The organism is Brevibacillus sp. M2.1A, from assembly GCF_013284355.2.
Taxonomy (GTDB): Bacteria; Bacillota; Bacilli; order Brevibacillales; family Brevibacillaceae; genus Brevibacillus.
Map to the genome: position 1 here is coordinate 5,018,872 of NZ_JABSUY020000001.1, position 24,560 is coordinate 5,043,431.

Sequence of the window (24,560 nt, forward strand, 5' to 3'; positions counted from 1 at the left end):
GCTTCTTTTGTACCCGTTACTGTCGAATCATACCGCGAATGGTTTCATGCAAATGTCCGTTGCTCGCCATTAAGGAAGGGGTGTGATCTTGTTGGAACGGCTCATGCTGATACGGTTTTCCAGACCAGTCCGTAATCGTTGCACCCGCCTCCTGGGCGATCACAATTCCGGCGGCTACATCCATAATATTGGAGCGTTGCATCACGATATAATCGAGCCATCCGTTTGCCAGCAGGCACCAGTCCAGTGCAGGCGCAATATTTCGCATGAGACGCTTTGTCTGGAATACAAACGGTTCCGTAAAAGCCATCTCTTCCTCCTTCGTTACTGTGTTGCGTCCACGGATGTACGTTCCGACTGCACGTGTGAGGTCTTGTCGGTTATTGACGTTCAATCGTTTTCCGTTCAAATAGGCTCCTTTTCCTTTTTCCGCCCAAAACATTTGACCTGCTACCGGATTGTAGACGACGCCCAGCACCAGCTCGCCCTTGTGCTGCAACGCAATCGAGATTGAGAAATACGGATAGCCGATAAAGTAGTTATTCGTTCCATCTAACGGATCGATAATCCACAGATACTCTTCCTCGCGGGAAACCATTCCGACCTCTTCCGAAAAAATGGTATGTGTCGGGAAGTGGCGATGCAGGACCTCAATGATGCGCTGTTCACTGCCTTTATCCTCTGGCAGCTTCACGTCGTTATGCAATTCCTCATCGGGCACGAGCTGTTCAAGAAAACGTTCCTTCAAAAAGGCACCCGCGACACTTGCTGCTTCTTTTGCAATTTCGATCATGATATTTCGCTCCTTTATAACGTTTGGAACACTTTTTTGAACAACCTTCCACTTGCACTTGCATAGGAAAGATTACTATCATAGAGAGATACCCGAAGGAGGGGGATAAATATGAACACCGACTTCATTCGGCTGAAAAATATGGAAGGTGAACTCAAATTCACCCAAATGAACAATAGCTACGGCTTCTCCGTCACCACAAAGGAGCTCGTTTTTTTCAAGCCCCATATGACCTACCATTTGTTTTTACAGGATATCATCAGTATGATCCCGATGAAGCTGGACACAAGCCCTGTCACGTTTCGGCATCAGAGTCAGACGGTACACGCCTCGTTTGGTTCCGATTACTACAAGCTGACCGCCAAGTGGGCGCGGATTGTTTCACGTTCTGGTATCGTCGAAAAAGAAAACATGGAGTTTATCGTACCGCTTTCCACCAAAATGCTCACCTATATCTCGGAATACAGCGGTCTCGTTGTCATCAAATAACACCGTCACCCCTCGTTCTCACCTTTTTGATGTGGAGCGAGGCTTTTTTATTTCCGACCATTTCTGGAGAGCACAATGAACGTTCCTGTACCGTGGGCGATCCGCCTATCCCGATCATCGTAAACACTACCCTCCATGACGACCAGCGTGTGTCCGCGATGCAAAAAGCTCGCTTCAGCGCGCAGCCGCTCTCCTGTTCCCGGAAGCAAATAATTGAGCTTCAGCTCTGTCGTCACTGCATACTGATTGGGTGGCAAGGATCGATTGATCAAGGAGCCCATCGCTGAATCGATCAAGGTCGCAAGAATTCCTCCATGAACAACTCCCCCTGAATTGTGCATAAAAGGGGTCAGAGGCAATTCGAAGCGATATGACTGTCTTTCTTCGTCTATGAACTCTCCCTTTAATCCAAGAAACCCGGAGATAAACGCACTATTCCGTTCCCGCTTTTGATGAATGGCAGCAACAGCCAGCTCGAGAATGCGGCGCTCCTCTTCACTCCCGTCCGACCAGATGTTTTTTAGCTCATCTAACATTTCGTTCACTCCAACCGAAATAGAATCGATTCTTCTATTTTATCCCAAACAAGCTGATTTCGCTATGATTCCTAAACTTATGTCATTCGAGACTGAGCAAATGTTCAGACTTTTACGGTTGTTTCTGTAATTAAAAATTGATAAGATAGTTCAAAACATAAGACAGGCATGATCCGTATTGGAAGGGAGTTTTTCAAATTGGCCAGACAACGAAGTGATATGATCAAAAAAGGATTCGACCGCGCACCACACCGCAGCTTGCTTCGTGCAGCAGGTGTAAAGGATGAGGATTTCGATAAACCGTTTATCGCCATTTGCAACTCGTACATCGACATTATTCCGGGTCACGTGCACTTGCAGGAGTTTGGAAAACTGGTCAAGGAAGCCGTTCGTGCTGCTGGCATGGTACCATTTGAATTCAATACGATTGGTGTTGACGACGGAATCGCTATGGGACATATCGGGATGCGCTATTCCCTCCCTAGCCGTGAGATTATTGCAGACAGCTTGGAAACCGTTGTCGCTGCTCACTGGTTTGATGGCATGATCTGTATTCCAAATTGTGACAAGATCACTCCTGGGATGATCATGGGTGCGCTTCGTGTCAACATTCCAACCGTCTTTGTAACCGGTGGTCCTATGAAAGCCGGAAAAACGAGTGATGGCCGCTCCATCTCGCTTTCCTCCGTATTCGAGGGTGTCGGAGCTCACCAAGCAGGCTTGATCAACGACCAGCAACTCGAAGAACTGGAGCAATATGGATGCCCGACTTGCGGTTCCTGTTCCGGTATGTTTACAGCAAACTCGATGAACTGTTTGCTCGAAGCCATTGGTTTGGCTCTCCCTGGCAACGGTACCGTACTCGCTGTCTCGCCTGAACGTCGCGAGCTGGTACAAGCATCTGCTGAAAAACTGAAAAATCTGATTGAACGCGACATTAAGCCACGCGACATCGTGACACTTGAGGCAATCGACGATGCATTCGCACTCGACATGGCGATGGGTGGTTCAACCAATACGGTTCTCCATACTCTGGCTATCGCACAAGAAGCAGGCATCGAATACCCAATCGAGCGCATCAACGAAGTAGCGAAGCGCATTCCACATATTTGCAAGCTGGCTCCTTCCTCCGACTATCATATCGAGGATTGCCACGAGGCAGGCGGCGTATCAGCGGTTCTGAAAGAAATCGCGAAAAAAGCAGGCGCGATCCATCCAGACCGTATCACCGTCACGGGCAAAACCCTTGGCGAAAACATCGCTGACGCCGAAATCAAAAACGATCAAGTCATTCGTCGCCTAGACAATCCGTACAGCGCTTCCGGCGGTCTCGCTGTTCTGTTCGGCAACCTGGCAGAGCAAGGCTCGATCATCAAAACAGGTGGTGTCGATCCTTCTATTAAAAAGCACGAAGGTCCAGCTATCTGCTTTGACTCCCAAGAGGAGGCTCTGGCAGGAATCGCTGCTGGCAAAATCAAATCCGGTCATGTTGTCGTCATCCGCTATGAAGGTCCTAAGGGCGGCCCAGGTATGCCGGAAATGCTGGCTCCTACCTCGCAAATCGTGGGTATGGGTCTCGGTAAAGAAGTCGCGCTCGTTACAGACGGACGCTTCTCCGGAGCTTCTCGCGGGATCAGTATTGGTCACGTGTCTCCTGAAGCCGCAGAAGGCGGTCCAATTGCCTTCGTACAGGACGGAGATATCATCTCGATTGATCTCGAGGAGCGCACGATGCAACTGCTCGTGGATGAAGCCGAGCTGGCTCGCCGCAAAGAAGGCTGGAAAGAATTCGAGCCGAAGGTAAAAACAGGCTATTTGGCTCGTTACTCCAAGCTGGTAACGAATGCGAGCATGGGTGGTATTTTGAAAATCTAGCACACTGCTAGCATACAGACCAAAGCCCTTGTCTTTGTGGGAGACTCCACAAGACAAGGGCTTTTTTTACAAGATTTGCATTCCTCGATTCTCGCAACAAATTGCGCTGCCAGACGTATTAGTAAGTAGAGAGCCAGACGAGTAGATTACAAGACTCGCCGCGCCGAAACAAAGCGCTTCTCCCAGGACGTTCCCTTAAAGGTCGAATACGTCACTCCTGGTTTTCCATATGTATGAAGGAGTTTGTTGTTACCTGCATAGATCGCCACGTGTGTGATCCGTTTGGACGTCGTCGTTTTACTCGCCTTGAAGAACACCAGGTCTCCTTTTTTCAGGTTCGACTTGGACACACTTGTTCCTACCTTGGCTTGATCGCGAGAAGTGCGTGGCAAGCTCTTGCCGACTGCGACTTTAAATACGCGCTTTGTAAAGGAAGAGCAATCAAAAACGGCTGTGGTATTGCTGCTCGCACCGAATTTATAAGGTGTACCCATATACTTTCTTCCCGTGGCAATGACCTTGTCCGCCTTGGATTGCGTCCACGCTGCCTCGGCTACATTTTGCTTGCCTGGCAGTGGAGCGACCATCGATGTGATTCCCAATACTGCTCCCATTACGATTCCTATGAGGGTTTTATGTAATTTCATGCTGTTCATCCTCCCTTTTCTTTTGAAAAAGATCCCTGCTCAACTAGGGACCATTTTATGCAAAGTTTGGCTGACCTCTCACTTGTTCTCTACTTTACCAAAGCTCACACTCTATGAAATTACCAAAAACTTACCAAAAACTATTTTTCCAACTGGATACGATTACCGCTTGACGCCTTCGCGCTTGATTTGACGGGCATTCCTCAAATTTTCAGTCTATTTTCCTGCCATAATGTCCCTCCCAAATTGGCAAATTTTATCCAGCTGCCATTTGTCCAAATCCACACTCCATGCGACTTTCGTCCTAGTTCCATTTACAAAAAACCCCTTTTCCCTCCTTTTTCACGTAATCTGCCTCTGGAATCTCGCTTCCCTTTCTTCTCTCTCTACTTGCAACTAGCAGGGAGTCATCGTAAAGTAGATAGGAGTTCGTTTTGAAGGAGGCACATATGCGACTGCGTAACATTCCAGGTGCCGAAGCGGCCCTGAGAGAATATCCGACGTTCGTAGACAATCCCCTTTCCTATAAAGGAAACTGGAAGGAACGCTTCGGGAATAACAATCCGATTCATGTGGAGATCGGCTGTGGAAAAGGACGTTTCATTAATACATTGGCCGAGCGTCACCCTGACATCAATTTCATTGCGGTTGAACTGAAAGCGGAGGTTGTTCTGCGCGCTGTTCAGCGTACAGAGTACAAAGCTGTTCCGAATCTGGCCTTTGTCCAATACGACGCTTCCAAGTTGACCGACTTGTTTGCCGATCACGAAATTTCTCGCATCTATTTGAACTTTAGTGATCCGTGGCCAAAAACTCGTCATGCGAAACGCCGTCTTACTTACAAAAGCTTCTTGAACACCTATCGTCAGGTGCTTGTGGCAGACGGTGAGATTCATATGAAGACAGACAACGAGAACCTTTTTGAGTTTTCACTCAACCAATTCGCTGGGGAACGCTTCCAGATGCGCAATATCACTTTTGACCTTCACCAGTCCAAGCTGGCGGCGGATAATGTGATGACGGAGTACGAGGAGCGCTTTTCTTCTCGTGGGCAGCGTATTTATCGGGTGGAAGCGAGCTGTGTGATTAAGTAGAACCGGGTTTGAGTCAACATAGAGGAGGAGAAGAAAAAGCACAGATCTCTTCGACTCTGACACGCCCGCAAGGGGGATTGAATGTCCGTCTCCACTTCCAAAAGGGGACCGTCGAGCCAAAGCCACCCTACGGGCGGAAGTTTCTCAAGGAAGAAGTGTTCGACAAGCGTGGTCCCCTTTTGGAAGTTCCGACTGGGTAGGCGTTGTCAAGGTCTGCGAGCCCTGCGCTTTTTCTTCTCACCAGCTTTTGTTGGTTCGTCGGAACATTTTAATGCTTAACAGAAATCTTAATATGCATAAAAAAAGACCCTCTACGCTCTCAAGTAAGCTTTGAAACTACTTGACTGCGCGGAGGGTTTATTATTCTTTTTGCCGCCCGACGCTCTTGTATACGCGCTCTGGACGTCCGACGACTCCGTACGAAAGGTCTGCGATGGCGTCTCCTTTGGCTACCAGATATTCGAGGTATCGCCTTGCTGTTGAACGGCTAATGCCTGTTTCTTTACTGACCAAATCTGTCGTGGCCTCCTGGGTCTGCATGAGAAAGCCTGAAATTTTGTCCAGCGTGATTTGATCAATTCCTTTGACTGCCCTTGTCTCGGTTGTCTTCTTTTGCCCAGTCCGGGAAATAAGCTCATCGATTTGGGCTTGGCTGATTTGATCGGTGTCTTTTTTCCAATCACTCACCTTTTGCCTGAACTCCTGATAATTCCGCAACGTTTGTTGCAAGCGTGCAAAGATAAGTGGCTTGGTAATAAAATCGAATACGCCATAGCGGATCGCCTCTACAACCGCATCTACTTCTTTGGCGGCTGTCAGCATGATGACATCCGTTGTAGGGAACTGCTCCTTTATGATCGACAAAAAATCGAGGCCGTCCATATCCGGAAAATAAATGTCGAGTAAAACGAGGTCGGGATGTAAAATTTCCATTTGGTCCTTGGCCTCTTGCCCATTCGTGGCAATGCCAATCACCTCGTACCCCTCTACTTTTTCCACGAAGCGTCGGTTTACCTCTGCGATTCTCAGGTCGTCTTCAATAATGAGTACCCGTATCATCTAGTACGGCCTCCTTCCGTTCTGCCGTGCGTGCATCCTTTGGTATCGTCACAGTAAAAATCGTTCCGCCTACCGGATTACCCGTATGCGTAATATTGCCGTGTACATGTAAAACAGCTTGTTTGACCAAGTGCAGACCGTAGCCATGATTCGGATGTTGTTTGGTAGAGAAGCCCAGCTCAAAGATTCGTTCGGCATTTTCTTCGGAGATGCCTGGCCCCCGGTCCTCTACCTCTATAAGCAAGACCTCTTCCATGTTAAGCAAAAAGATCGTGATTTCTGGAGCAAATGCATCTCGAGCTTTTACAGCGTCCATCGCATTATCTATCAAATTGCCGAGAATGACAATCAGCTGTGAGCGATCAATCGAGGCAGGAATGTCACGGAAGTTGCTTTCTGGATCTATTTTCAATTCCACTTTGCGTTCGTTGGCTTGATTCAGCTTCCCAAGCAACAAGCCACCTATCAGCGGGTCGGGAACTTCTTGCATAATAAACTTCGTATTGTGGACATGCACATTCAACTCGGAAGAGATCGTTTCAATGGCTTCCTGATACGATTCAAGCTGGATGAGTCCTGATATGAGATGCAGTTTGTTGGAATACTCGTGCGTCTGGGAACGAAGGACTTCCGCATACTCCTTCACTCGTGACAGCTCCTGTGTGACCTCGAACAGCTCGGACCGATTGCGAAAACTCGCTACAGCACCCATTACATGGCGCTCCTTATCCATAATCGGGACCCGGTTCACGACTAATACATGCTCGTCCACATTCGTTTCGCGGTCAAATTCGGCTTTCCCTGTCTCAATCACCTCATGAAGACCAAGCGAACGAACCAGCTCGTCCTGTTTGTCCATGATCCTGTCTTTATCCTTCGCTTGCCCGAGCATGTGGAGAGCGGTCTGATTCGCCAGCGTGATCGCCCCATCCTTATTGACTGCCACAATACCTTCGCGAATCGATTCCAGCACCGCTTGATTTTCCTGATACAATCGCCCGATTTGTTCTGGCTCCAAACCAAATATCGCTTTCTTTACATTTTGTGAAAGAATGAGCGTAGCCACCACACCCAGAAGCATGATGATGATGCCGATGACAACGATTCGATTGCGATACGATTCGATTGTTTCATTTATATCCTCAAACAAGAAGCCGACAGAAACGACCCCCATCACTTTTCCTTCCTCATCATAGATCGGTGTTTTTCCTCTCAGCCCAGGACCAAGCGAACCGACTGTCTCAGAGATGATGGATTGTCCCTCAAATACTGCCTCATTGTCGCCTCCCACCATCTTTTTGCCAATCTGCTCTGGATCGGGATGTGAGTAGCGGATGCTTTGCAAATTTCCTACGGTGATAAAAGCCGCATTCGTGTCCACGCGTATTTTTTCCACGATTGGATTGATAATCTTGGCGGGATCTTCTGTGTCAAACGCCTGTTTGATCTCGGACATCTGCGCGACGGTCTTGGCGGTGTGCAGTGCTCGCGTCCCGATCTCATGCTCTAATACGCCCGCCAGCATCTGTTCAAACATCGTACCGAGTATGACAATCACACCAAAAAGGAGCGAGCAAATAATCAACATCAGCTTGCTGTGAAAACGCACATCGTTCCCTCCTCTTCTTCTCATTGTATCTCATTTCGCCCGATGACGAAAAAAGAGGCCATGAGCAGGCCTCTTTTTTTCTTCCTTCTTTTCGTTGATCAGAATGAGATGACTCCGGTAAGAAGAGCAAGCGCAATCATCACCATCGATGTTCCAAACGCCCATTTCAGGACGAACTTTTGGGTTTCCGCATAATCGACTCCAACCATTCCGATCAACAGGTACTGTGCTGCAAACAACGGGCTGAGTACATGCAGCGGCTGACCCAAGATGGAAGCGCGACCAATTTCCGCCGGATCGATTCCGTAAGCGGCTGCTGCATTTGCCAAGATTGGAACGATCCCGAAGTAATACGCATCATTCGACATGAAATACGTGAATGGCATGCTTGTCAGCGCTACGAGTAGAGGCATATGGGAACCAAGTGAATCTGGAATCCAGGAAACGAGTGTACTCGCCATCGCATCGATCATTTTCGTTTCAGTCAGGATGCCTGTAAAGATTCCCGCAGCGAAAACCATGGACACGGTAGCCAGTGCGTTAGCAGCATGGGCTGCAATTCGCTCTTTCTGATCTTGCATTTTCGGATAGTTCACAAACAGGGCAATGGCAAAAGCGAGCATGAACATCGTCGGCAGTGGCAAGAAGCTCGTAATCAGACCGACCATCAGGGCTGCGGTCAACAACAGATTGAACCAGATCAGGCGCGGACGTTTCAGTGCAGCAGTCTCATCTGTCGCCGCCACTTCTTCTTGTCCTGCAAGCGATTGCAAATCTTCATCTGGTATCTCCATAATCCCCAGACGCTTACGCTCTTGTTTGCCCAGAATACAGGCTACGATCATCACCCACGCAATTCCGCCAATCATTACAGGAATAACAGGGACGAAAATCTCGGAAACATCCATATGAAGTACACTCATGACACGTGCTGTCGGTCCACCCCAAGGCGTCATGTTCATGACACCGAGTGCGAGCATCGGCATGACTGCCAGAATCATCGGTCTAATTCCCAGCTTGCGGTACAAAGGCAGCATCGCTGTAACCGTAATCATATAAGTAGTAGTTCCATCACCATCCAGCGCCACCAAGGTAGCGAGGATCGCTGTACCTACAATCACCTTCAGTGGGTCACCCTTCACCATTTTCACGATTTTCTTGATTAATGGATCAAACAGACCTGCATCCATCATGACTCCAAAGTACAAGATGGCGAACAACAGCATAATTCCCGTCGGCGCAATTTTCTTGATGCCTGCAAGCATCATGTCGCCAATTTCTGTACCAAATCCGCTAATCAACGCAAAAACAACAGGAACGACAATCAAAGCAACCAATGCCGAAAGCCGTCTCGACATAATCAGGTACATGAAAACGGCTACCATGAGAAATCCAAGTAATGCCAACATACGCTAGTTCCCCCTTGCAAGAATGCGCTTACAATGATGTTGTAGCAACCATGACGAATGCGCTTTCATATTGTGCTGTCATTATAACAATGTTCGTAAAAATCCGAATAGAATATGCGCATAAACTGTTTTAACCGCATTTCCTCTATTAACATCATAAAAATCACGAAATGCGCATATGGTGATCGGCCATGCAAGGGAGAAAAGAAAAAGAACGGCCGAATTAGCCGTTCTCTCGTCTTTCTTATACATCTCGCTTTTGAAACACCCGAATGGACAGCCCTAACGCTACGACGCCATAGAGAATGGTGTAGATGAGCATGGCAGTACTCGGAGGTGAAGTCGTACCGAAAATACCTTGCGAAGCGAAGGACAACGGATCGTCAGCTGTATCAAATAGCGAGAGCGTCGTTTGCCTGAATAACGAATCGGTTGGAAAAACCAGACTGGAAATAATCCCGATGTTCGTGAGTGAGCTGTTGCTAAATGCAACACCAAGCTGCTCGATAAAGCCACCAATAAAGCTGATCCCGTACAGAATGATTAGGATAATACCGCCCGTTACTGTTGTAGTCATACTACTCAAGAGCATGGCTACACAAACAAGAATGATCGGCATACTTACGAAGAAAGCGGCTGCTTTCAGGATTTGGTCTCCTCCTACCTGAACAGCCAACGCACCGCCGCCCACCCATTGGTTGATCGCCAAAAGTCCGAGGAACATCAGGAGTGCGTATAGCCCCAACATACTTGCCAACCCGAAAAATTTCCCCAATAAATATTTGTAGCGAGGAAGGGCGCGAGCCAGCCACGTGTCGATTTGGTGGCTCTCGATTTCAGATGCAATACTCCCGACACTGCTCAAAATCGCCAAGAGTGCCGTAATGACGGAACCAAAGTACAAGCCCATCCCCAAGAGCTGCGTGGAAAAGAAGTTTTTTTGCAGCAAAGCTTCTGTACCTGCGCCCCCGAACGATTCCTTCATTTCCTTGACCGCATAGCCTGTGGCAAGCCCAAACAGCAGCAGGAAGGCCAGCGACATGATCAGCGTAATCGTGAAAATACGCTTGGAGATCATTTCTCTATACGTGATTTTGATGATCGGCCACATGTCGTTCTCCCTCCTTTCTCTGCACCCAATACAGGAATACGTCTTCCAGTGATTGTTGCTTGCGCACGACTTCATGTACTCCAGCCCCGGATGCAACCAATTGTTGCAACAGAGCGGGTACCCGATTGTCCTGATCCATCGTCATTAACCATGTATCACGGTCTTTCTCTTGTCTTACGAGACGACTCTCTGTGACAAAGGAAGGAAGCTCGTTCTGAAAGCCTGCGCTACCCTTGTCCACTGTCAATTCAATTTGTGGTTGGACGCTGCTCAGCTTGCGCCAGTCGCCATGTACGACCAACTCACTGCGGTGAATGATCCCGACGTAGTTGCACACGCTCTCCATTTCACTCAGTAGATGACTGTTGAGAAAAATCGTCTTTCCTTGGTCACGCAGCCGCGCGATCAGCTCACGCACTTCTTTCCGCCCGATTGGGTCCAGTGCGGAGGTCGGCTCATCGAGGAAGATCAGCTCTGGATCGGATAAGAGGGCGCAGGCAATCCCGATACGCTGCTGCATGCCTTTGGAATAGCCCCGGATGCGTTCACGCTCTCGTCCAGCCATTCCGACCAGCTCAACGACATTTTTTATCACGGATTTGCTCTCACGATATGTTAATCCGCACAACTCAGCATGATGCTCTAGGAGCTGCTGGCCCGTCAACCAATCAGGATAGCGAAACAGCTCTGGCAAGTACCCTACCTTTTTTCGCGATTCGACACTGCCAATCGGCTGCCCAAGCATGACCGCTTTGCCATTCGTTGGGTGCAATAGCCCGAGCATCGTCCTGACAAAGGTACTTTTACCCGCTCCATTTTGACCGAGGAAACCAAATACGGAGCCGCGTGGTACTTGTAGCGTAATATTTTTGCAGCCGGCTTTACCGTTATATTGCTTGGTCAATTCCCAGGTCTCTATCACATAATCTGACATCGTTTACCTCACTTTCTCCATCGCAAAACGGGACAAAGCAGAGCCCTCCTTTTCCAGGAAAACTCTGCCAATATCCTACTATTTGTTTACTTATTTCAGTTGATTTGCAAAATCCAACAGCCCGTCAGCGTTCTTTTCGCTGCCTTCCAGCATGTGAATTTGTCCATCCTGCTGCCACATCAGATGCGAATTGTATTTACCTGTGATCAGCATTCCGTTTTGACCGTTCACTTTAACTTCCTTCATCTTGCTCTCGCCGTCTGCCATGTATGGCACAGGGAGGGTATGCTGCCAGTCTTCGATGCTAATCATCTGCTTTTTCACTTGATCCGGAATGAACGGCAGGGCCAAGATTGTCTCGCGAAGCTGTGCCAGATCGACTCCCTCTGGTGCGCTTAGCTCAGGAGCATCCATGACAGAGTAGCCATAGCTTTCTTTTCCTGCGGCCATCCTCACGTTCTGCATCTGTGGGATTTTCAAGGAAAAGCGTTTTCCACTCAGCTTTTCATCAAAGCGCGCCTCTACCTGTAATTGCCCCAGTAGCTTGTTTGCACGATCGGCATCGATTTCCATGTGCATGGTGTAAGGAGAATTGACATCTACGCTATCCACCGTAACATCTTTCGGTAGCGCAGGCAGCTTCACTCCAGCCTTTACAGCAGCTTCTTTGCTGTTATAATACTGGTTTCTTTGTTCGAGCTTCTCTTGATCGTTTTCATCAATCCAGATTTTCCCGATCCCGTTCAGCTCCATCTCGCCCACATTGCCGTTAGCGATCCATTGTTCCAGCTCTTGCATATCTTCTTGCGTCACTTTGACGAACTCTACTTTATCCATACGGAAAATGGACAGAAAATCGTTCGCTGCTGCTTGTACTTGTGGGAAAGACAGGGACACAGCCAATACTGCTGCTGCCGAAGCACCTGTCACCCATCTTTTTGTTTGCTTATTCATCTGATTCCAGCTCCTTCTGATTGTTGCTCGATTGGTTGTCATTTGTCGCTCTCGTACATATGTGTCAGTCGTTTTTTCGATAGATTGCGAAAATCGCTGCCACGCTGCTTCCGTATTGACCTTCACATTGTTTCTCTCGGAAAAAGCATGCTCCATCTTCTCACCAGTCCAGCTATCCAACGCGGACAGTTCGTCAAAACGTGTGCGGCAGGTTTCACAGTACTCCAGATGAAGCAGGAATTGCTTACTTTCTTTTGAGCTGCATTCCCCATCCAAGAACGCCTGGATAAAGCCTGTATCGGCACATTTCATTCCTCTTCCCCCCTCATCCGGCCATATATGGTACGAAATTTACTTTTCGCTCTCGCGAGGAGTGTTCCCACCGAGCTGATCTGCGTGCCAGTCGCTTTCGCCAACTCCGCATAAGGAAATCCGGAATATTTCATGACCAGCAAGGTTCGTTCCCGCTCGTCTAGCTCCTCTAGCACATCGCGGACGATACTCTGGGACTCTTTTGCAAGCCACATCTCTTCTGACGAAGGGCTGACGTGTTCTTGCTCGGATGCACTTCGCTCTTGTCTTGCGTACCTGCGTTTTTCTGAACGAAGATAATTGTACGCTGCGTAGAGCGCGGACTTGGACAGCCATGCCGGAATATGTTCGATCCCTGTGCGATCGGTATGGTAAAAGGAGAGAAATACATCCTGCGCAATATCTTCTGCAGTTTGTTGATCTTTCACAATTCGCATGATCTGTCGGACTACAAACGGATAATACGTCGTAAACAATTCTTGAAAGGAATCTGTATGATCCTCTACTCGAGCATGGTTCATCACCAGGTTTGCTTGCACCTCCACTGGATTCCTCCTTCCCGCGTGCGCTATTGACGAATGCCCCTACTGCTTCGTTCATCTAATAGAAACCGCCAAGCCGTTTTTTGTGACAGGAAGAATGAAAATTATTTTTCATCTAAAAATAGATCGGGCTTCTCCAGGAAACGGCGCGTCAATTGATAGTGCTCCGTATCGCGATAATTCACCTCTTGTACCGGCGATTCATCAAAATTGAGGATAGTTGCTCCGGGATAGCCCAATAGAATCGGCGAGTGCGACGCAATGATAAATTGTGCTCCTTCTTCCACCAAATCGCGCATCAAGTACAAAAAAGCGATTTGACGCTTCGGTGAGAGAGCAGCCTCAGGCTCATCCAGCAGGTAGATTCCCCTGCCGTTGAAGCGATTGGCAAACAACGAGAAAAAAGATTCTCCGTGCGACTGCTCATGCAGCGAGCGTCCGCCGTAATGTTGAAAGCTTTTCGGGCCCATCTCATCGATATGGCTGGCAAACTGATAGAAGCTCTCCGCTCGCAGGAAAAAACCATTCGTTATTTTAGGCAGCCAGGAAAGACGTATGTAGTCACCCAGAATCGCCTCCGAGCGATGCACCTCATAATAGTTGTGACGCGATCCTCCAGCTGTGTTAAAACCGCATTGATAGGCAATTGATTCCAATAAGGTCGATTTACCCGAGCCATTCTCTCCTACAAAAAAAGTGACGCTGCTAGCAAGCTCAATCTCTTCCAGCTTGCGCAAGGACGGCAAGTGAAACGGATATTCTTTCATGTTGGGAAATTTCTCCCGCAGCAGCTTGATCGTTCGTAAATAAACCATTTTTGACCTCCACTCTCATTATTTTCCCGACTCCCGCCGATACATCCTTATAAGGGCGCCTTTTTGAACGCTCATTTATTTGGGGGAGAAGTATCCGTGGACAAGGTTTCCTTTCTTCAGGAAAAAAGTACATTTCATATGAAATATCCGGATCAGAGCGACCTCGCTTTTTACCGGTGGTATACGACGCAGTATCCAAACGAAGCCATCGGCTGGTTTCACCTTGGCCAAGAACGAGAAGCACAAGGAAACCGGGAACAGGCTCTCGAAGCGTACAGGCGTGGCCTGGTATCCAAGCAAGGCTCGTATTACAACGAGACGCGTGACGCTTATCAACGACTGCTGCGGGAGCGACAACGAAATTCCTTGGGCAATCGAACGCGTTTACTCTTGGCTTCACTCTTGTTTCTCTATTTTCAATTCGCTTTTTCTCCCGGACCGTTGCGAGATGCGTCTTCCAAGACAACGCCGCAGGCTGCTAAACAGCCCGTACCGACATCTGGGCAAACGCAGCCACATGTAGAGGTCATTGCAGTCCCTCCTACACTCAGTGCCCGTGAGCTATCTGAACAGGTCCGGCGGTATGTAGAGTCTCGGCGCCCTGCTCTGACGCAGCCTTTTTCGGTGATGGTTGTCCCGGAAGTACCTGGTTCGCCGTTGTTCCGTCCCTTGCTGTTTTATCAGCCACGTGAAGTCCGAGGCATCTTGCGTTACAATCCGACGAGTCGAACTGTTCTCAGTGAAAAATGGTGGGATAAACCTGTGCAGTTGGAACGAGAACCGACACTTGCCACAGTAAAGGCAGAACTCATAGATGAGCAGCTAACCCTCCAGCATGTACTGATTTTGCGAAACGCCTTGTATCGCTACTATCAGCAAACCGGTACATTGCCTGCCCAGCTGTCTGATCTGGCTGGCGCATATCCAGGCAATTATTTGCCGCAAGTTCCAGTACCGCCGAAGAGACTTTTGTTAAAAAGCTATCCGTATCATCCCAAAGCCTTCTTGCCAGAGTCCGCATGGGACAGCTTGCGCAATGTGCTGCCGCTTCCCGGCTATCCGGAGCCAGTGGCGCCTTTCGAACCGTTACAGCTTCACTTGTCTACCTCGACACATACGATGAAGCTCATCAGCGGTTCCCATCTGGTACGCAGCTATCCCGTTGCCATAGGCAAAAACGGTTCTACACCCGAAGGCTACTATACCATTCAACAAAAAATCAATCAGCCGCGCGGACATGACAATATTTATGGAACGAGGGGCATGGTCTTTCAGGAGAACGGGTACGCCCTCCACGGGACAAACCATCCCGAGAGCATCGGCTCATCCGTTTCGCTCGGATGTGTTCGCTTGTACAATGCCGCTGTCGAGGAGTTGTACAGCTTTGTTTCCTTGGGGACAGAATTCATGATCTCCAATGCACCGTCCCCTGCCCAGCCTTGGAACAATCCTGTACCATTCGTTCTCCCGGCTGGTCCTGAGGAAGAGACTCCACAAGTCATTTACAATTGGCTCCATTGATTCCTTAGGCTTCGTAAAGAAAAGACGTGTGGAACGTCATAGCGTTACGCACTGATTTTTAACAGACGCTTATCAAACGAAAAAAAGCCCTTCTATCCCTTTTTAAAAAGGGGGTAGAAAGGGCTTTTCTTCCTATGAATGGGGGATTACCCTGCGTTCACGATAACTTTGTACGGAATCTTTGTGTAGTTAGTGTTATAGACTAACAAGTAATATTTCCCTGGTTTTGCCTCAAATTCTCCCGTCAGTTTCTTACCTGCATTTTTGGGGTAGGCGAAATACGTTTCGAGATCATCTTCATGGAACACCACCCAGTTCAAGCCTTCGTCCTTCTCGCTACTTACCGTAACTTGAACGACCCCTTCCTCTTCAACCTGAATGATGTACGTATCCTTGTCATCTGTACGATCAGTTTGACCACTTATCTCTTCGCCCAAATGTAGTGCATTTGCGTCATCGAATGAATTGTTCGGCTCCGTTTCGATTGGTTCTGATTCTTCTTCCGGCAATTCCGCGGTTACTTTGTATGGAATGGTTTCACCGTTAAAGTTGTACACGGATAAATAGTAGGTACCCGGAGTTGCTTCAAACTCACCGGAAAGCGTTTTTCCTGAAGTTTTGGGGTAAGCGAAATAATGATTCAGATCATCCTCGTGGTGAACGACCCAGTTCAAACCAGTATCATGCTCGCTCGTTACGTTGATTTTCACCGTTCCATTACCCAATACCTTCAAGGCAAAAATGTCCTTGTCATCTTGTTTGCTTGTTTGACCACTCAACTCCACATTGCTTTTCAACGGATTTGCCTCTGAAAAGCTGTTGTTTGGCTCTTGTTCCTTTTCCCCGATTTCTCCACCCTGCTCCTCGATTGTGATCGTCATCGATTTCGCAGTAACCGCTCCTTTGTCATCCGTTACTCGCAGTTTCACGGTATATTCTCCCTGATTTTCGTAGACATGCGTAGGATTGGCATCACTGCTGCTTGTGCCGTCTCCAAATTCCCACAAATAGGATACGATGCTTCCATCCGGATCGGAGCTTCCGTTACTGCTGAATGCAACCTCCTCGTTTACGGCCGCTTTTGATGGTCCGTTCATGACAATAACAGGCGGCTGGTTCTCACCATCTCCCTGTTCTGGAAGAACCCCATGGAACGTGACATCATATTCAAACTGATTGGATGCATTTACTCTATAGTTGGTAAAGTAGGCCGTTACGGTTTTGTAGCCGTTCCATGGCTGGGAAGTAAGTGTAGTTAGAAACTCGTCTGTCATGCGACTCATCGTTTCCCAGTCTCGCTTCTCCCCTTGTGCCTGCGTACCCGTGTACGTGCCTGTTAACGTAAAGGTTTGGAAGAACGCTGAATCGTACTTGTTTGTAGACACATTTTGCAATCCAGTAACCTCTTCAATTTCCCCAAAGATTTCTGCATTTGCTTTGGGGTCTGGCGCGACCAGATAATCATCGGATACCAGCGGTACAGTCAGATCGGGATAGCTGTCTACCAATGATTCCATTGTTCGATGGTAATCCCGATTTAGCTCTGAATCATTGCTGAGCGTACGGATTAACTGGTCATAACCATCCACGTTATTGGCCTCTATGTAATCCATGATATCGTCCAGCTTGTTCCAGTCCTCTTTCATCATGTGATACTGCAGGGCGTATGAATACGTATAAAAGTCCCACGAGCCATAGCGTGCGTGCAAAGTTTGAGACGCCGTATACCAATTATTTTGCCCAAAGCGAATGAGATTGTTGACCATGGATTTTCGAGGCAGAACACCCGTTGTTCGCGTGGAGCCTGCAAAGAGTTCCGCTCCTCCTTCTTCAAACCACGACAGTCTCTCGTCTCTGTAAATCGGCCCCTCATTCCACAAGCCAGGTATGGCATAGCGCCCTTGCAAATAGTGCGTAAATTCATGGCGGAACAATTCTTCCAGTGTGTACGTGCTCTGCTGCGGTGTTCGTTCGTAGGTGAAGAAAGTTCCTTTTCCCTCGATATACATGCCCCCGTTGTCCGTTTCATAGCCATACAGGGGGTTGTTCATCTTGTACTCTGAAGGACTATTGTAAAGGACAATGGTCAAAATATCGTCGGGGTTCCCTTCTTCCATCGGTTCATCTCGTCCTACCATCCGATGAAACTGCGCTTTGACCTCTTTTGCCGCCCAATACAACCGTTTCACTTTTTCTTCCGTGACATCTCCGCCTGTTTTCATGACGATGCTTCCGTCATCAAATGTGTATTCTTTGGGCAAATACTTTTCCATGGCATCCTCACGAATCTTGTTGAACTGGATGTCTCTTCCCTGCGCGTCTTTTCCTCCATAGACCGTCTGGATCAGCTTCGCTGCTTGCATATACTGAAGTCCCACATACGGATAAAGCTCTAACGCTTCTGTGAGGACCTCATTCCCCTTATTCGGATTGGAATGGTATTCTCCCAAATACGCACTATGATAAAATCCATTGTCGAGGACCCATTCTTTTGCCTCATCCGTATCGCCATGCAAGGCGAGTTTTCCCAACTCGTTCAGATACGAATCGATTTTGCCGTAAAACTCCTGCTTCTTCGTTGGTTCATCCACTTTCCACATTAGAATATAGCTAAACTGGCTCATGATACGGAATACAGCATCACCAGCACTCCGCTGCGTAATGAAAGTATCCATTTGTTCCTCGTATTGACGGATGATCGGGGCAGCTTTCTCCACGAGGGAAGCGTTTACAAAAGTGTTTCCGATGAGTCCACCAAATGCACCTACCACCTCATTTTGAGCATCTGTCCCTAATTTGAAATTCGGATTGTCTGCAATGGCTTGAAGAGCAGGGAACACTTTTTGATGCTCGCTTCTCTGATTGAGATAGGATAATTCCTGATGGTAGTAGCCAAGGTAATATCCAGAGCGAAGAACTTCAACCAAGGTGTCAATTCCTTTGGAATCGCTGCCGGAGTATTGCGTACCTCTCACTTGCAATGCGTCAATGATGGCCTGAACGCGCTGCCGATCGTTGTAAAAAGCATACGAATCAGGGGTAAAGTCGAATAATTCAGGAATCTGCTCCCAGCTGACCGTCACCAGTACTTTGACTAACTCGTCATAACTGAGTTTGTTCAAATCGGACATCGCGTACTTTTCGGCATTTGCCTTTATGCTCCACTGCTGTTCGCTAGAAGAATCTTGCTCCTCCACACTCCAGGTCGGCTCCACTGGATGCGGATATTCTTCTGATTTGTCACTGGATTGATGCTGAAACGAGGTGACTGGGTCCAGCTTTCTCCCCGCATATTTCCCAGAGGGCGGAACGTTTTGATGCGCATCCCTTCCAATCGCACTCGTGTAATCCTTGACCGCCAAGGCTTGGGCAGGGGTACCAACCGTCCCCAATAGAAATGATGTCGAGAGAAGGACACCAGCCATCATGCGGCTTGTGTGTACCGTGTGACGCTTTTTCCTCATGAATGAGCAAACCTCCTTTTGGAATGAAATAACGTACACGCTGTTAAAATTGCAATTATGGTGCCAATACATATAACAGAAGAGAAGAGTGAATGTGTATACATTTTTTTACATAACTACATAAACATGTATGTTGCATTAGACACTGTTACTTTCCTAAGTGAGCCTAGCTTAGCGCACGCAAAAAAGCGCGTTCCCGCAAATGGGAACGCGCCATGTTTTTACAGTCACATTTATTTTTCTTCTTCCAATTCCCTCATCGACTCTTCTTGTTCTTCTTCTGGGTTCCAATAATCGAGCACTTTTCCTTGCAGAACCTTGCCTTGAATGAATTCTACCTGCTGCTCACTGAAATCCTCTGTCCACTCAATACCCAATTGTTCAGCTAGACGTACGACGGTCAACAGTTCTGACCAAGCCACATAACGTTTGTACCAGAAGAACTGTGGCTGTTCGTTCATGTATGGGTAAAGATCATCGAAATCGGTGTGTTTACAGTCAAGTGCTCGCTCAAAATTCAACTTGGTTTGGCGTAACTGTTCTTTGAAAAATGTGGGTAGATCCCTTTGTGCGTAGCCAGACATGGACTGTCCCCCCTGTCTCCCGATTTAATGGTATTGTACCACGCGAAAGAAGTTGTGCAAATAGTCGAATCGGTTTTGAATCGTTCCTGCTGGGCTAATCTTTAGCCGTTTGAAGCATCCGGGAACTGGTTCTGCCCCTCCTCTTGTGGAGGTGGCGGTAATTGAATTTCATTGGAAGAACCATTTGTCTGACCAGGAACTGGATTCATGATGTCCGGTGGAACCTCACCTGTTCCCTGATTTGGCGGTTGGCTACTGCCTTCATTATTTGTATGCTCACCAGTCTCTCCGGTACCTTGGTCAGGTGGAATTTCACCGTTGCCATTTCCCGTACCATCCGGATTTTGTCCCTGATTGGTGCCTTCCTCGTTATGACCCGGATCTTGATTAATCAGATTCTCCAGCTTCTTGGAATCGATTGGGACTTCTTTTGATGGTGTCCCTTCCTCACCTTGCGCATTTCTCGGAACGACTTGATAACGATATTGTTTGGGACTGTCCAACACATCCAGGAACGAGGTTTCCTTCGTACCCGCAGAGATGAGTTGTTTTTCGCCGTTTTCGCTAATGCGGTACAAATCGTACGTACTGCCGTCAGCTCCACCGATCCAGCTAAGCACGACCATCAATTTATTGGTACTGGTATCCAATGTCATGTCAGCAGCCAATTGAATTTCCGGTTCAACTTCCTCTTGTTTATGTTGTACGACGCCCTCTGGTCGAACGAAGTCTGATGACGGCACCCCTTTTAAGGCTGTTGCCAACACTTTGGAGAACATTTGCGCCGTCATGCTACTACCTTGGTGCATCAAATGCTGTTTATCCTCTGGATCAAAGCCCATCCAGACTGCACCGACGTATTCCGGTGTATAGCCTACAAACCAAGCATCCTTGTTTGCTTTGCTATCTCCCGCAATCGATTGTGTCGTTCCTGTTTTCCCTGCAACATGGCGGCCAGAGATACGTGCTGCCTTCCCTGTCCCTTCCTGTACCGCTTTCTCCAGCATGGTGTGAATCTCCCAAGCTGCTTCCGGCTTCAGTGCCTCCGATTGTTTTGGCTGGTATTCACGGACGACACCCTCAGTCTTGTTCTCGACCTTGGAAATGGCGTGCGCTTCGGACACTACCCCTCCATTTACAAAAGGTGTATAGGCCTGAGCCATTTGCATCGGAGATATACCTGCATCCAATCCCCCGAGGGCAATCGCCAGGTTCCGGTCATTCGGTGTCAGCTCAATGCCGACCTTCTTGAGGTACTCCAAGCTTTCCTTTACACCGATTTCATTTAGCAGCCATACAGGCGGGATGTTTGCAGAGTCGATCATTGCCCGGCTCATGCTCATTGTTTCACTGTAGCGGTTATTGTAGTTGCGCGGCTCATAGCCATTGAAGCTCTGCCTTTTATTGCTCAGTTGCGAATTCGCGTTCCATTTGTTGATATCTTTATTTACTGCTGGAGCGAACACGGCAATCGGCTTAAAGCTGGAGCCCGGTTGACGCTTCATGTCTGTCGCATAGTTAAAGCCTTTTGGCGCATAGTTGCGTCCGCCCATCATCCCGGCAATTCCGCCCGTTTTCGCGTCGATGACAATCATCGATGATTCTACACCGCGCTTGGCACCGTCTTTCGGGAAGTTTTTGGCATTCGCATATTCCTCTACCATGGCATCCTGTACTTTCGGATCGAAGGTCGTGTAAATGTCCCAGCCTCCGCGGTACAGTTCTTCTTCCGTTACGCCGAACTCAGCTTCGGATTCTCGAAGCATGTGGTCAAAAAACGCGCGATAGCCTTTTTTCAAGCTCGCACCCGCCACTTCATGCGGTTCTTTCGGCAACGCCTCTGCTTGAGCTGCGTCTTTTTGTTCATTGGTAATGATTCCTTGCTCATACATCAGACGAATAACGGTGTCTCGACGCAGTTTTGCTTTTTCCGGATTGTTAAAAGGTGAATAAGTGGTCGGTGCTTTTGGAATGGCCGCCAGCATCGCTGCTTCTGCAACGGTAACATCGCTCGCGGACTTACCGAAGTAATACTGGGCAGCGTCCTCTACCCCAAATTCCCCTTCGCCCAAATAAACGCGGTTCAAGTACATCTCTAAAATTTGATCCTTGGAATACTTACGCTCCAAGCCAATCGCGATACTCATTTCTTTTGTTTTGCGCCAGAATGTTTGGTCTAGGGTGAGAAAGACGTTTCTTGCCAGCTGTTGGGTAATGGTACTTCCCCCTTCAGCTAACGATCCTTTTTTAATGTCATTAACAATGGCGCCACCGATCCGAACCATATCCACGCCTTTGTGTTCATAAAAGCGCTTATCCTCTACGGCGAGGAAGGCATCGATCAGAGTCTTTGGCATTTCGTTAATCGGTTTGTATACACGGTTCTTCTGACGAATCAGGCTCGTCATCTCTTTCCCGTTTTTGTCGTAAATGACAGTTGGTTCTGCTTTTAAGTCCTGTAGCTTTTGCACGTTTTGCTCAATCATCCGGTCTCCCGCATACAACAGAGCAAAGTAGCCCCCAATCACACTAAGGATAAGGAAAATTGCAAACGATACGGCAATCATCAGCAAGTTGTTCTTTTTCTTCTTGACTGTCTTCTTGGCCTTTGCTGCCATTTTTTACCTCCTGGTCTTCTCTCTCTCCCCCACATCTTATATAGACGGTCCCATTTCAAAAAAGTTTCTGTTTTGGGTCGTAGACTATCATTCCATACAAAATTCCGTTTGTCACTGGAAAAGCCTATCTCCTGAAACAGAAGATAGGCTTTTTCCTAAAGGTTTACGATTTATTTCAGCAGTTTTTCTGCTTCAGCTACAACATTTTCTACCGTGAAGCCGTATTCCTTCATAATACGCTCACCTGGTGCAGATGCGCCAAACTGATCGATTGCGATGACCGTACCGTTATCGCCAGCATAACGCTCCCAGCCCATTGGAGAGCCCATTTCTACCGCCACGCGTGCTTTTACAGTTGGCGGAATCACAGCGTCGCGATACTCTTTCGGCTGACGCTCGAACAGGTTCCAGCTCGGCATGGAAACAACGCGTGTTTCAATACCTTTCGCGAGCAATTGCTCACGCGCTTGCATCACGAGTGATACCTCAGAACCAGTTGCCAACAGGATGAGCTGCGGATTGCCGCTTGGAGCGTCTGCGAGAACATACGCACCTTTGCTCACGCCTTCTGCCGCTTTCTCAATGGTTTCAGGCAGAACTGGCAGGTTTTGACGAGTCAGTACCAGGACGACTGGCTCATCTGTACGGGATACAGCGTATTTCCAAGCCTCGTTCGTCTCCACTGCATCAGACGGGCGAAGAATGGTCAAGCCTGGCATTGCACGCAAGGAAGCGAGCTGTTCAATCGGCTCATGTGTCGGTCCGTCTTCACCAACAGCGATCGAGTCATGTGTAAATACGTAGACAACTGGCTGCTTCATCAGTGCAGAGAGGCGAATCGCCGGACGCACATAGTCGGAGAATACGAAGAACGTACCGCCGTATACTTTAACGCCACCGTGGAGAGCCATACCATTGAGGGCTGCACCCATCGCGAATTCGCGAACACCAAACCAAATGTTGCGGCCATCGTAAGAGCCTGGCAAGAAGTTGCCCGCTTCTTTAATCACCGTGTTGTTGGAATGTGCCAAGTCAGCAGAGCCACCTAGGAAGAACGGAACGCTGTTTGCCAATGCATTGATCGCATTACCGGAAGCAACGCGTGTCGCCAGCTTCGCTCCAACTTCATACGTCGGCATATGGTTGTCCCAACCAGTTGGTAGATGACCTTCCTGTGCAGTCGTAAATTGCAGCGCCAGCTCTGGATACGCTTTTGCGTAAGCAGCAAACAGGTCGCGCCAAGCCGCTTCTGCTTTTTCTCCCGCATCAGCCAAGCCTGCATAGAAATCCGCCACTTCTTGTGGTACGTGGAACTCACTTTCATGGTGCCACTCGTAGTTTGCTTTTGTCAGCTTCACTTCATCTTTTCCAAGCGGAGCCCCGTGGGAAGAACTGGAGCCGCCTTTGTTCGGGCTTCCGTATCCAATGACGGTTTTTACTTCGATCAAGGTAGGACGATCCAAATCTTTTTTCGCTTCTGCGATAGCCGCGTCAATAGCAGCCAGATCATTGCCGTCTTCTACGCGAATATATTGCCAACCATACGCTTGGTAGCGACCCGCTACGTTTTCAGAGAAAGAACGGGAAAGCTCGCCATCCAGAGAGATATCGTTCGAATCGTAGAGCACGATCATTTTGCCCAGTTTCAGGTGAGCAGCCAGGGAAGAAGCCTCGCTGGATACACCCTCCATCAGGTCACCGTCGCCGCAGATTACGTATGTGTAATGGTCAACGATGTCAAAATTGTCACGGTTGTAAACAGCTGCCATGTGCTTTTCAGCCATCGCCATACCGACAGCCATCGCGATCCCTTGTCCCAAAGGACCCGTTGTCGCGTCAACACCCGCCGTGTGCCCAAACTCAGGGTGACCAGGCGTTTTGCTGCCCCATTGACGGAAGTTATGTAGGTCTTCCAGTGAAACATCGTATTTCATCAGATGCAACATCGAGTATAATAGCATAGAGCCATGTCCTGCCGAGAGGACAAAACGGTCACGGTCAATCCATTTTGGATTGCTCGGATTTACTTTCATAAAGCGGCTCCACAGTACATGTGCCATTGGGGCTGCACCCATCGGCATTCCCGGGTGACCGGAATTCGCCTTCTCGATGGCATCAATCGCCAGCGTGCGGATGGTATTAATGGATAACTGATCAACAGACGTATGCTGAGTCATCTCGCAAAATCCTCCCT

At 48.4% G+C, this 24,560-nt stretch carries 19 protein-coding genes; 4 read left to right on the top strand and 15 right to left on the bottom strand.

Going from position 1 to position 24,560, the window contains the following annotated elements:
- Nucleotides 1–16 precede the first annotated feature (16 nt).
- Nucleotides 17–793, bottom strand: coding sequence for an inositol monophosphatase family protein (locus HP567_RS23970; RefSeq protein WP_173610910.1), 777 nt, complete (start codon nucleotides 791–793; stop codon nucleotides 17–19).
- 111 nt (nucleotides 794–904) lie between these two features.
- Here HP567_RS23970 and HP567_RS23975 point away from each other — a divergent pair, with 111 nt between their 5' ends.
- Entirely contained in the window at nucleotides 905–1,282 is a 378-nt protein-coding gene (locus tag HP567_RS23975; protein ID WP_173610909.1) for a hypothetical protein, read from the top strand.
- A 47-nt stretch (nucleotides 1,283–1,329) separates the two neighbouring features.
- On the opposite strand, the gene HP567_RS23980 is transcribed toward HP567_RS23975, so the two are convergent.
- Nucleotides 1,330–1,818 carry a PaaI family thioesterase gene (locus tag HP567_RS23980; RefSeq protein ID WP_173610908.1) on the bottom strand — a complete coding sequence of 163 codons (489 nt, stop codon included), beginning with the start codon at nucleotides 1,816–1,818 and terminating at the stop codon, nucleotides 1,330–1,332.
- A gap of 198 nt (nucleotides 1,819–2,016) precedes the next feature.
- Here HP567_RS23980 and ilvD point away from each other — a divergent pair, with 198 nt between their 5' ends.
- Nucleotides 2,017–3,693, top strand: a complete 1,677-nt coding sequence (ilvD, locus tag HP567_RS23985; protein ID WP_015892520.1) for a dihydroxy-acid dehydratase — start codon at nucleotides 2,017–2,019, stop codon at nucleotides 3,691–3,693.
- Between the two features lie 146 nt (nucleotides 3,694–3,839).
- Here ilvD and HP567_RS23990 read toward each other — a convergent pair whose 3' ends face one another.
- The gene (locus tag HP567_RS23990) at nucleotides 3,840–4,340 is read right to left on the bottom strand and encodes a C40 family peptidase (RefSeq protein WP_173610907.1); all 501 of its coding nucleotides are present in this window, start codon (nucleotides 4,338–4,340) and stop codon (nucleotides 3,840–3,842) included.
- Between the two features lie 449 nt (nucleotides 4,341–4,789).
- Between HP567_RS23990 and trmB the strand changes: the two genes are divergently transcribed.
- A complete protein-coding gene (gene trmB / locus HP567_RS23995) occupies nucleotides 4,790–5,434 on the top strand; it encodes a tRNA (guanosine(46)-N7)-methyltransferase TrmB (protein WP_173610906.1) in 645 nt (214 codons plus the stop codon).
- Between the two features lie 360 nt (nucleotides 5,435–5,794).
- Here the strand turns inward: trmB and HP567_RS24000 are convergent, their stop codons facing one another.
- The 8 genes from HP567_RS24000 to HP567_RS24035 form a co-directional block, all read right to left on the bottom strand.
- Nucleotides 5,795–6,493, bottom strand: coding sequence for a DUF977 family protein (locus tag HP567_RS24000; RefSeq protein ID WP_173610905.1), 699 nt, complete (start codon nucleotides 6,491–6,493; stop codon nucleotides 5,795–5,797).
- Nucleotides 6,471–8,102 carry an ATP-binding protein gene (locus tag HP567_RS24005; protein WP_441299785.1) on the bottom strand — a complete coding sequence of 544 codons (1,632 nt, stop codon included), beginning with the start codon at nucleotides 8,100–8,102 and terminating at the stop codon, nucleotides 6,471–6,473. Before HP567_RS24005 ends, HP567_RS24000 begins: the two co-directional genes overlap by 23 nt.
- Before the next feature lie 98 nt (nucleotides 8,103–8,200).
- On the bottom strand, nucleotides 8,201–9,511 hold the full coding sequence (locus tag HP567_RS24010; protein ID WP_173610903.1) for a CitMHS family transporter: 1,311 nt from the start codon (nucleotides 9,509–9,511) through the stop codon (nucleotides 8,201–8,203).
- A gap of 244 nt (nucleotides 9,512–9,755) precedes the next feature.
- On the bottom strand, nucleotides 9,756–10,622 hold the full coding sequence (locus HP567_RS24015; RefSeq protein ID WP_173610902.1) for an ABC transporter permease subunit: 867 nt from the start codon (nucleotides 10,620–10,622) through the stop codon (nucleotides 9,756–9,758).
- Nucleotides 10,594–11,556, bottom strand: a complete 963-nt coding sequence (locus HP567_RS24020) for an ABC transporter ATP-binding protein (protein ID WP_173610901.1) — start codon at nucleotides 11,554–11,556, stop codon at nucleotides 10,594–10,596. Before HP567_RS24020 ends, HP567_RS24015 begins: the two co-directional genes overlap by 29 nt.
- Before the next feature lie 90 nt (nucleotides 11,557–11,646).
- Complete coding sequence (locus tag HP567_RS24025) at nucleotides 11,647–12,822, bottom strand: anti-sigma factor family protein (RefSeq protein WP_173610900.1); 1,176 nt, start codon at nucleotides 12,820–12,822, stop codon at nucleotides 11,647–11,649.
- Complete coding sequence (locus HP567_RS24030; protein ID WP_217367222.1) at nucleotides 12,819–13,343, bottom strand: RNA polymerase sigma factor SigX; 525 nt, start codon at nucleotides 13,341–13,343, stop codon at nucleotides 12,819–12,821. Before HP567_RS24030 ends, HP567_RS24025 begins: the two co-directional genes overlap by 4 nt.
- Nucleotides 13,344–13,468: 125 nt before the next feature.
- A complete protein-coding gene (locus tag HP567_RS24035) occupies nucleotides 13,469–14,179 on the bottom strand; it encodes an AAA family ATPase (RefSeq protein ID WP_173610898.1) in 711 nt (236 codons plus the stop codon).
- 96 nt (nucleotides 14,180–14,275) lie between these two features.
- Between HP567_RS24035 and HP567_RS24040 the strand changes: the two genes are divergently transcribed.
- The gene (locus tag HP567_RS24040) at nucleotides 14,276–15,700 is read left to right on the top strand and encodes a L,D-transpeptidase family protein (protein WP_173610897.1); all 1,425 of its coding nucleotides are present in this window, start codon (nucleotides 14,276–14,278) and stop codon (nucleotides 15,698–15,700) included.
- A gap of 146 nt (nucleotides 15,701–15,846) precedes the next feature.
- Here the strand turns inward: HP567_RS24040 and HP567_RS24045 are convergent, their stop codons facing one another.
- The 4 genes from HP567_RS24045 to tkt all read right to left on the bottom strand — a co-directional run bounded on the left by HP567_RS24045 (nucleotide 15,847) and on the right by tkt (nucleotide 24,543).
- Entirely contained in the window at nucleotides 15,847–19,164 is a 3,318-nt protein-coding gene (locus HP567_RS24045) for a collagenase (protein WP_173610896.1), read from the bottom strand.
- Nucleotides 19,165–19,397: 233 nt separating this feature from the next.
- On the bottom strand, nucleotides 19,398–19,748 hold the full coding sequence (locus HP567_RS24050) for a hypothetical protein (protein WP_173610895.1): 351 nt from the start codon (nucleotides 19,746–19,748) through the stop codon (nucleotides 19,398–19,400).
- Between the two features lie 101 nt (nucleotides 19,749–19,849).
- Entirely contained in the window at nucleotides 19,850–22,366 is a 2,517-nt protein-coding gene (locus tag HP567_RS24055) for a transglycosylase domain-containing protein (protein WP_173610894.1), read from the bottom strand.
- A gap of 170 nt (nucleotides 22,367–22,536) precedes the next feature.
- Nucleotides 22,537–24,543 carry a transketolase gene (gene tkt, locus HP567_RS24060; protein ID WP_173610893.1) on the bottom strand — a complete coding sequence of 669 codons (2,007 nt, stop codon included), beginning with the start codon at nucleotides 24,541–24,543 and terminating at the stop codon, nucleotides 22,537–22,539.
- Nucleotides 24,544–24,560 lie beyond the last annotated feature (17 nt).

What these genes read in the sequence shown, in the direction of transcription:
- HP567_RS23970 (WP_173610910.1), bottom strand. Translation starts at nt 793, where the DNA reads ATGATCGAAATTGCAAAAGAAGCAGCAAGTGTCGCGGGTGCCTTTTTG.
- HP567_RS23975 (WP_173610909.1), top strand. Translation starts at nt 905, where the DNA reads ATGAACACCGACTTCATTCGGCTGAAAAATATGGAAGGTGAACTCAAA.
- HP567_RS23980 (WP_173610908.1), bottom strand. Translation starts at nt 1,818, where the DNA reads ATGTTAGATGAGCTAAAAAACATCTGGTCGGACGGGAGTGAAGAGGAG.
- HP567_RS23990 (WP_173610907.1), bottom strand. Translation starts at nt 4,340, where the DNA reads ATGAAATTACATAAAACCCTCATAGGAATCGTAATGGGAGCAGTATTG.
- trmB (WP_173610906.1), top strand. Translation starts at nt 4,790, where the DNA reads ATGCGACTGCGTAACATTCCAGGTGCCGAAGCGGCCCTGAGAGAATAT.
- HP567_RS24000 (WP_173610905.1), bottom strand. Translation starts at nt 6,493, where the DNA reads ATGATACGGGTACTCATTATTGAAGACGACCTGAGAATCGCAGAGGTA.
- HP567_RS24010 (WP_173610903.1), bottom strand. Translation starts at nt 9,511, where the DNA reads ATGTTGGCATTACTTGGATTTCTCATGGTAGCCGTTTTCATGTACCTG.
- HP567_RS24015 (WP_173610902.1), bottom strand. Translation starts at nt 10,622, where the DNA reads ATGTGGCCGATCATCAAAATCACGTATAGAGAAATGATCTCCAAGCGT.
- HP567_RS24020 (WP_173610901.1), bottom strand. Translation starts at nt 11,556, where the DNA reads ATGTCAGATTATGTGATAGAGACCTGGGAATTGACCAAGCAATATAAC.
- HP567_RS24025 (WP_173610900.1), bottom strand. Translation starts at nt 12,822, where the DNA reads ATGAAATGTGCCGATACAGGCTTTATCCAGGCGTTCTTGGATGGGGAA.
- HP567_RS24030 (WP_217367222.1), bottom strand. Translation starts at nt 13,343, where the DNA reads ATGAACCATGCTCGAGTAGAGGATCATACAGATTCCTTTCAAGAATTG.
- HP567_RS24035 (WP_173610898.1), bottom strand. Translation starts at nt 14,179, where the DNA reads ATGGTTTATTTACGAACGATCAAGCTGCTGCGGGAGAAATTTCCCAAC.
- HP567_RS24045 (WP_173610896.1), bottom strand. Translation starts at nt 19,164, where the DNA reads ATGAGGAAAAAGCGTCACACGGTACACACAAGCCGCATGATGGCTGGT.
- HP567_RS24050 (WP_173610895.1), bottom strand. Translation starts at nt 19,748, where the DNA reads ATGTCTGGCTACGCACAAAGGGATCTACCCACATTTTTCAAAGAACAG.
- HP567_RS24055 (WP_173610894.1), bottom strand. Translation starts at nt 22,366, where the DNA reads ATGGCAGCAAAGGCCAAGAAGACAGTCAAGAAGAAAAAGAACAACTTG.
- tkt (WP_173610893.1), bottom strand. Translation starts at nt 24,543, where the DNA reads ATGACTCAGCATACGTCTGTTGATCAGTTATCCATTAATACCATCCGC.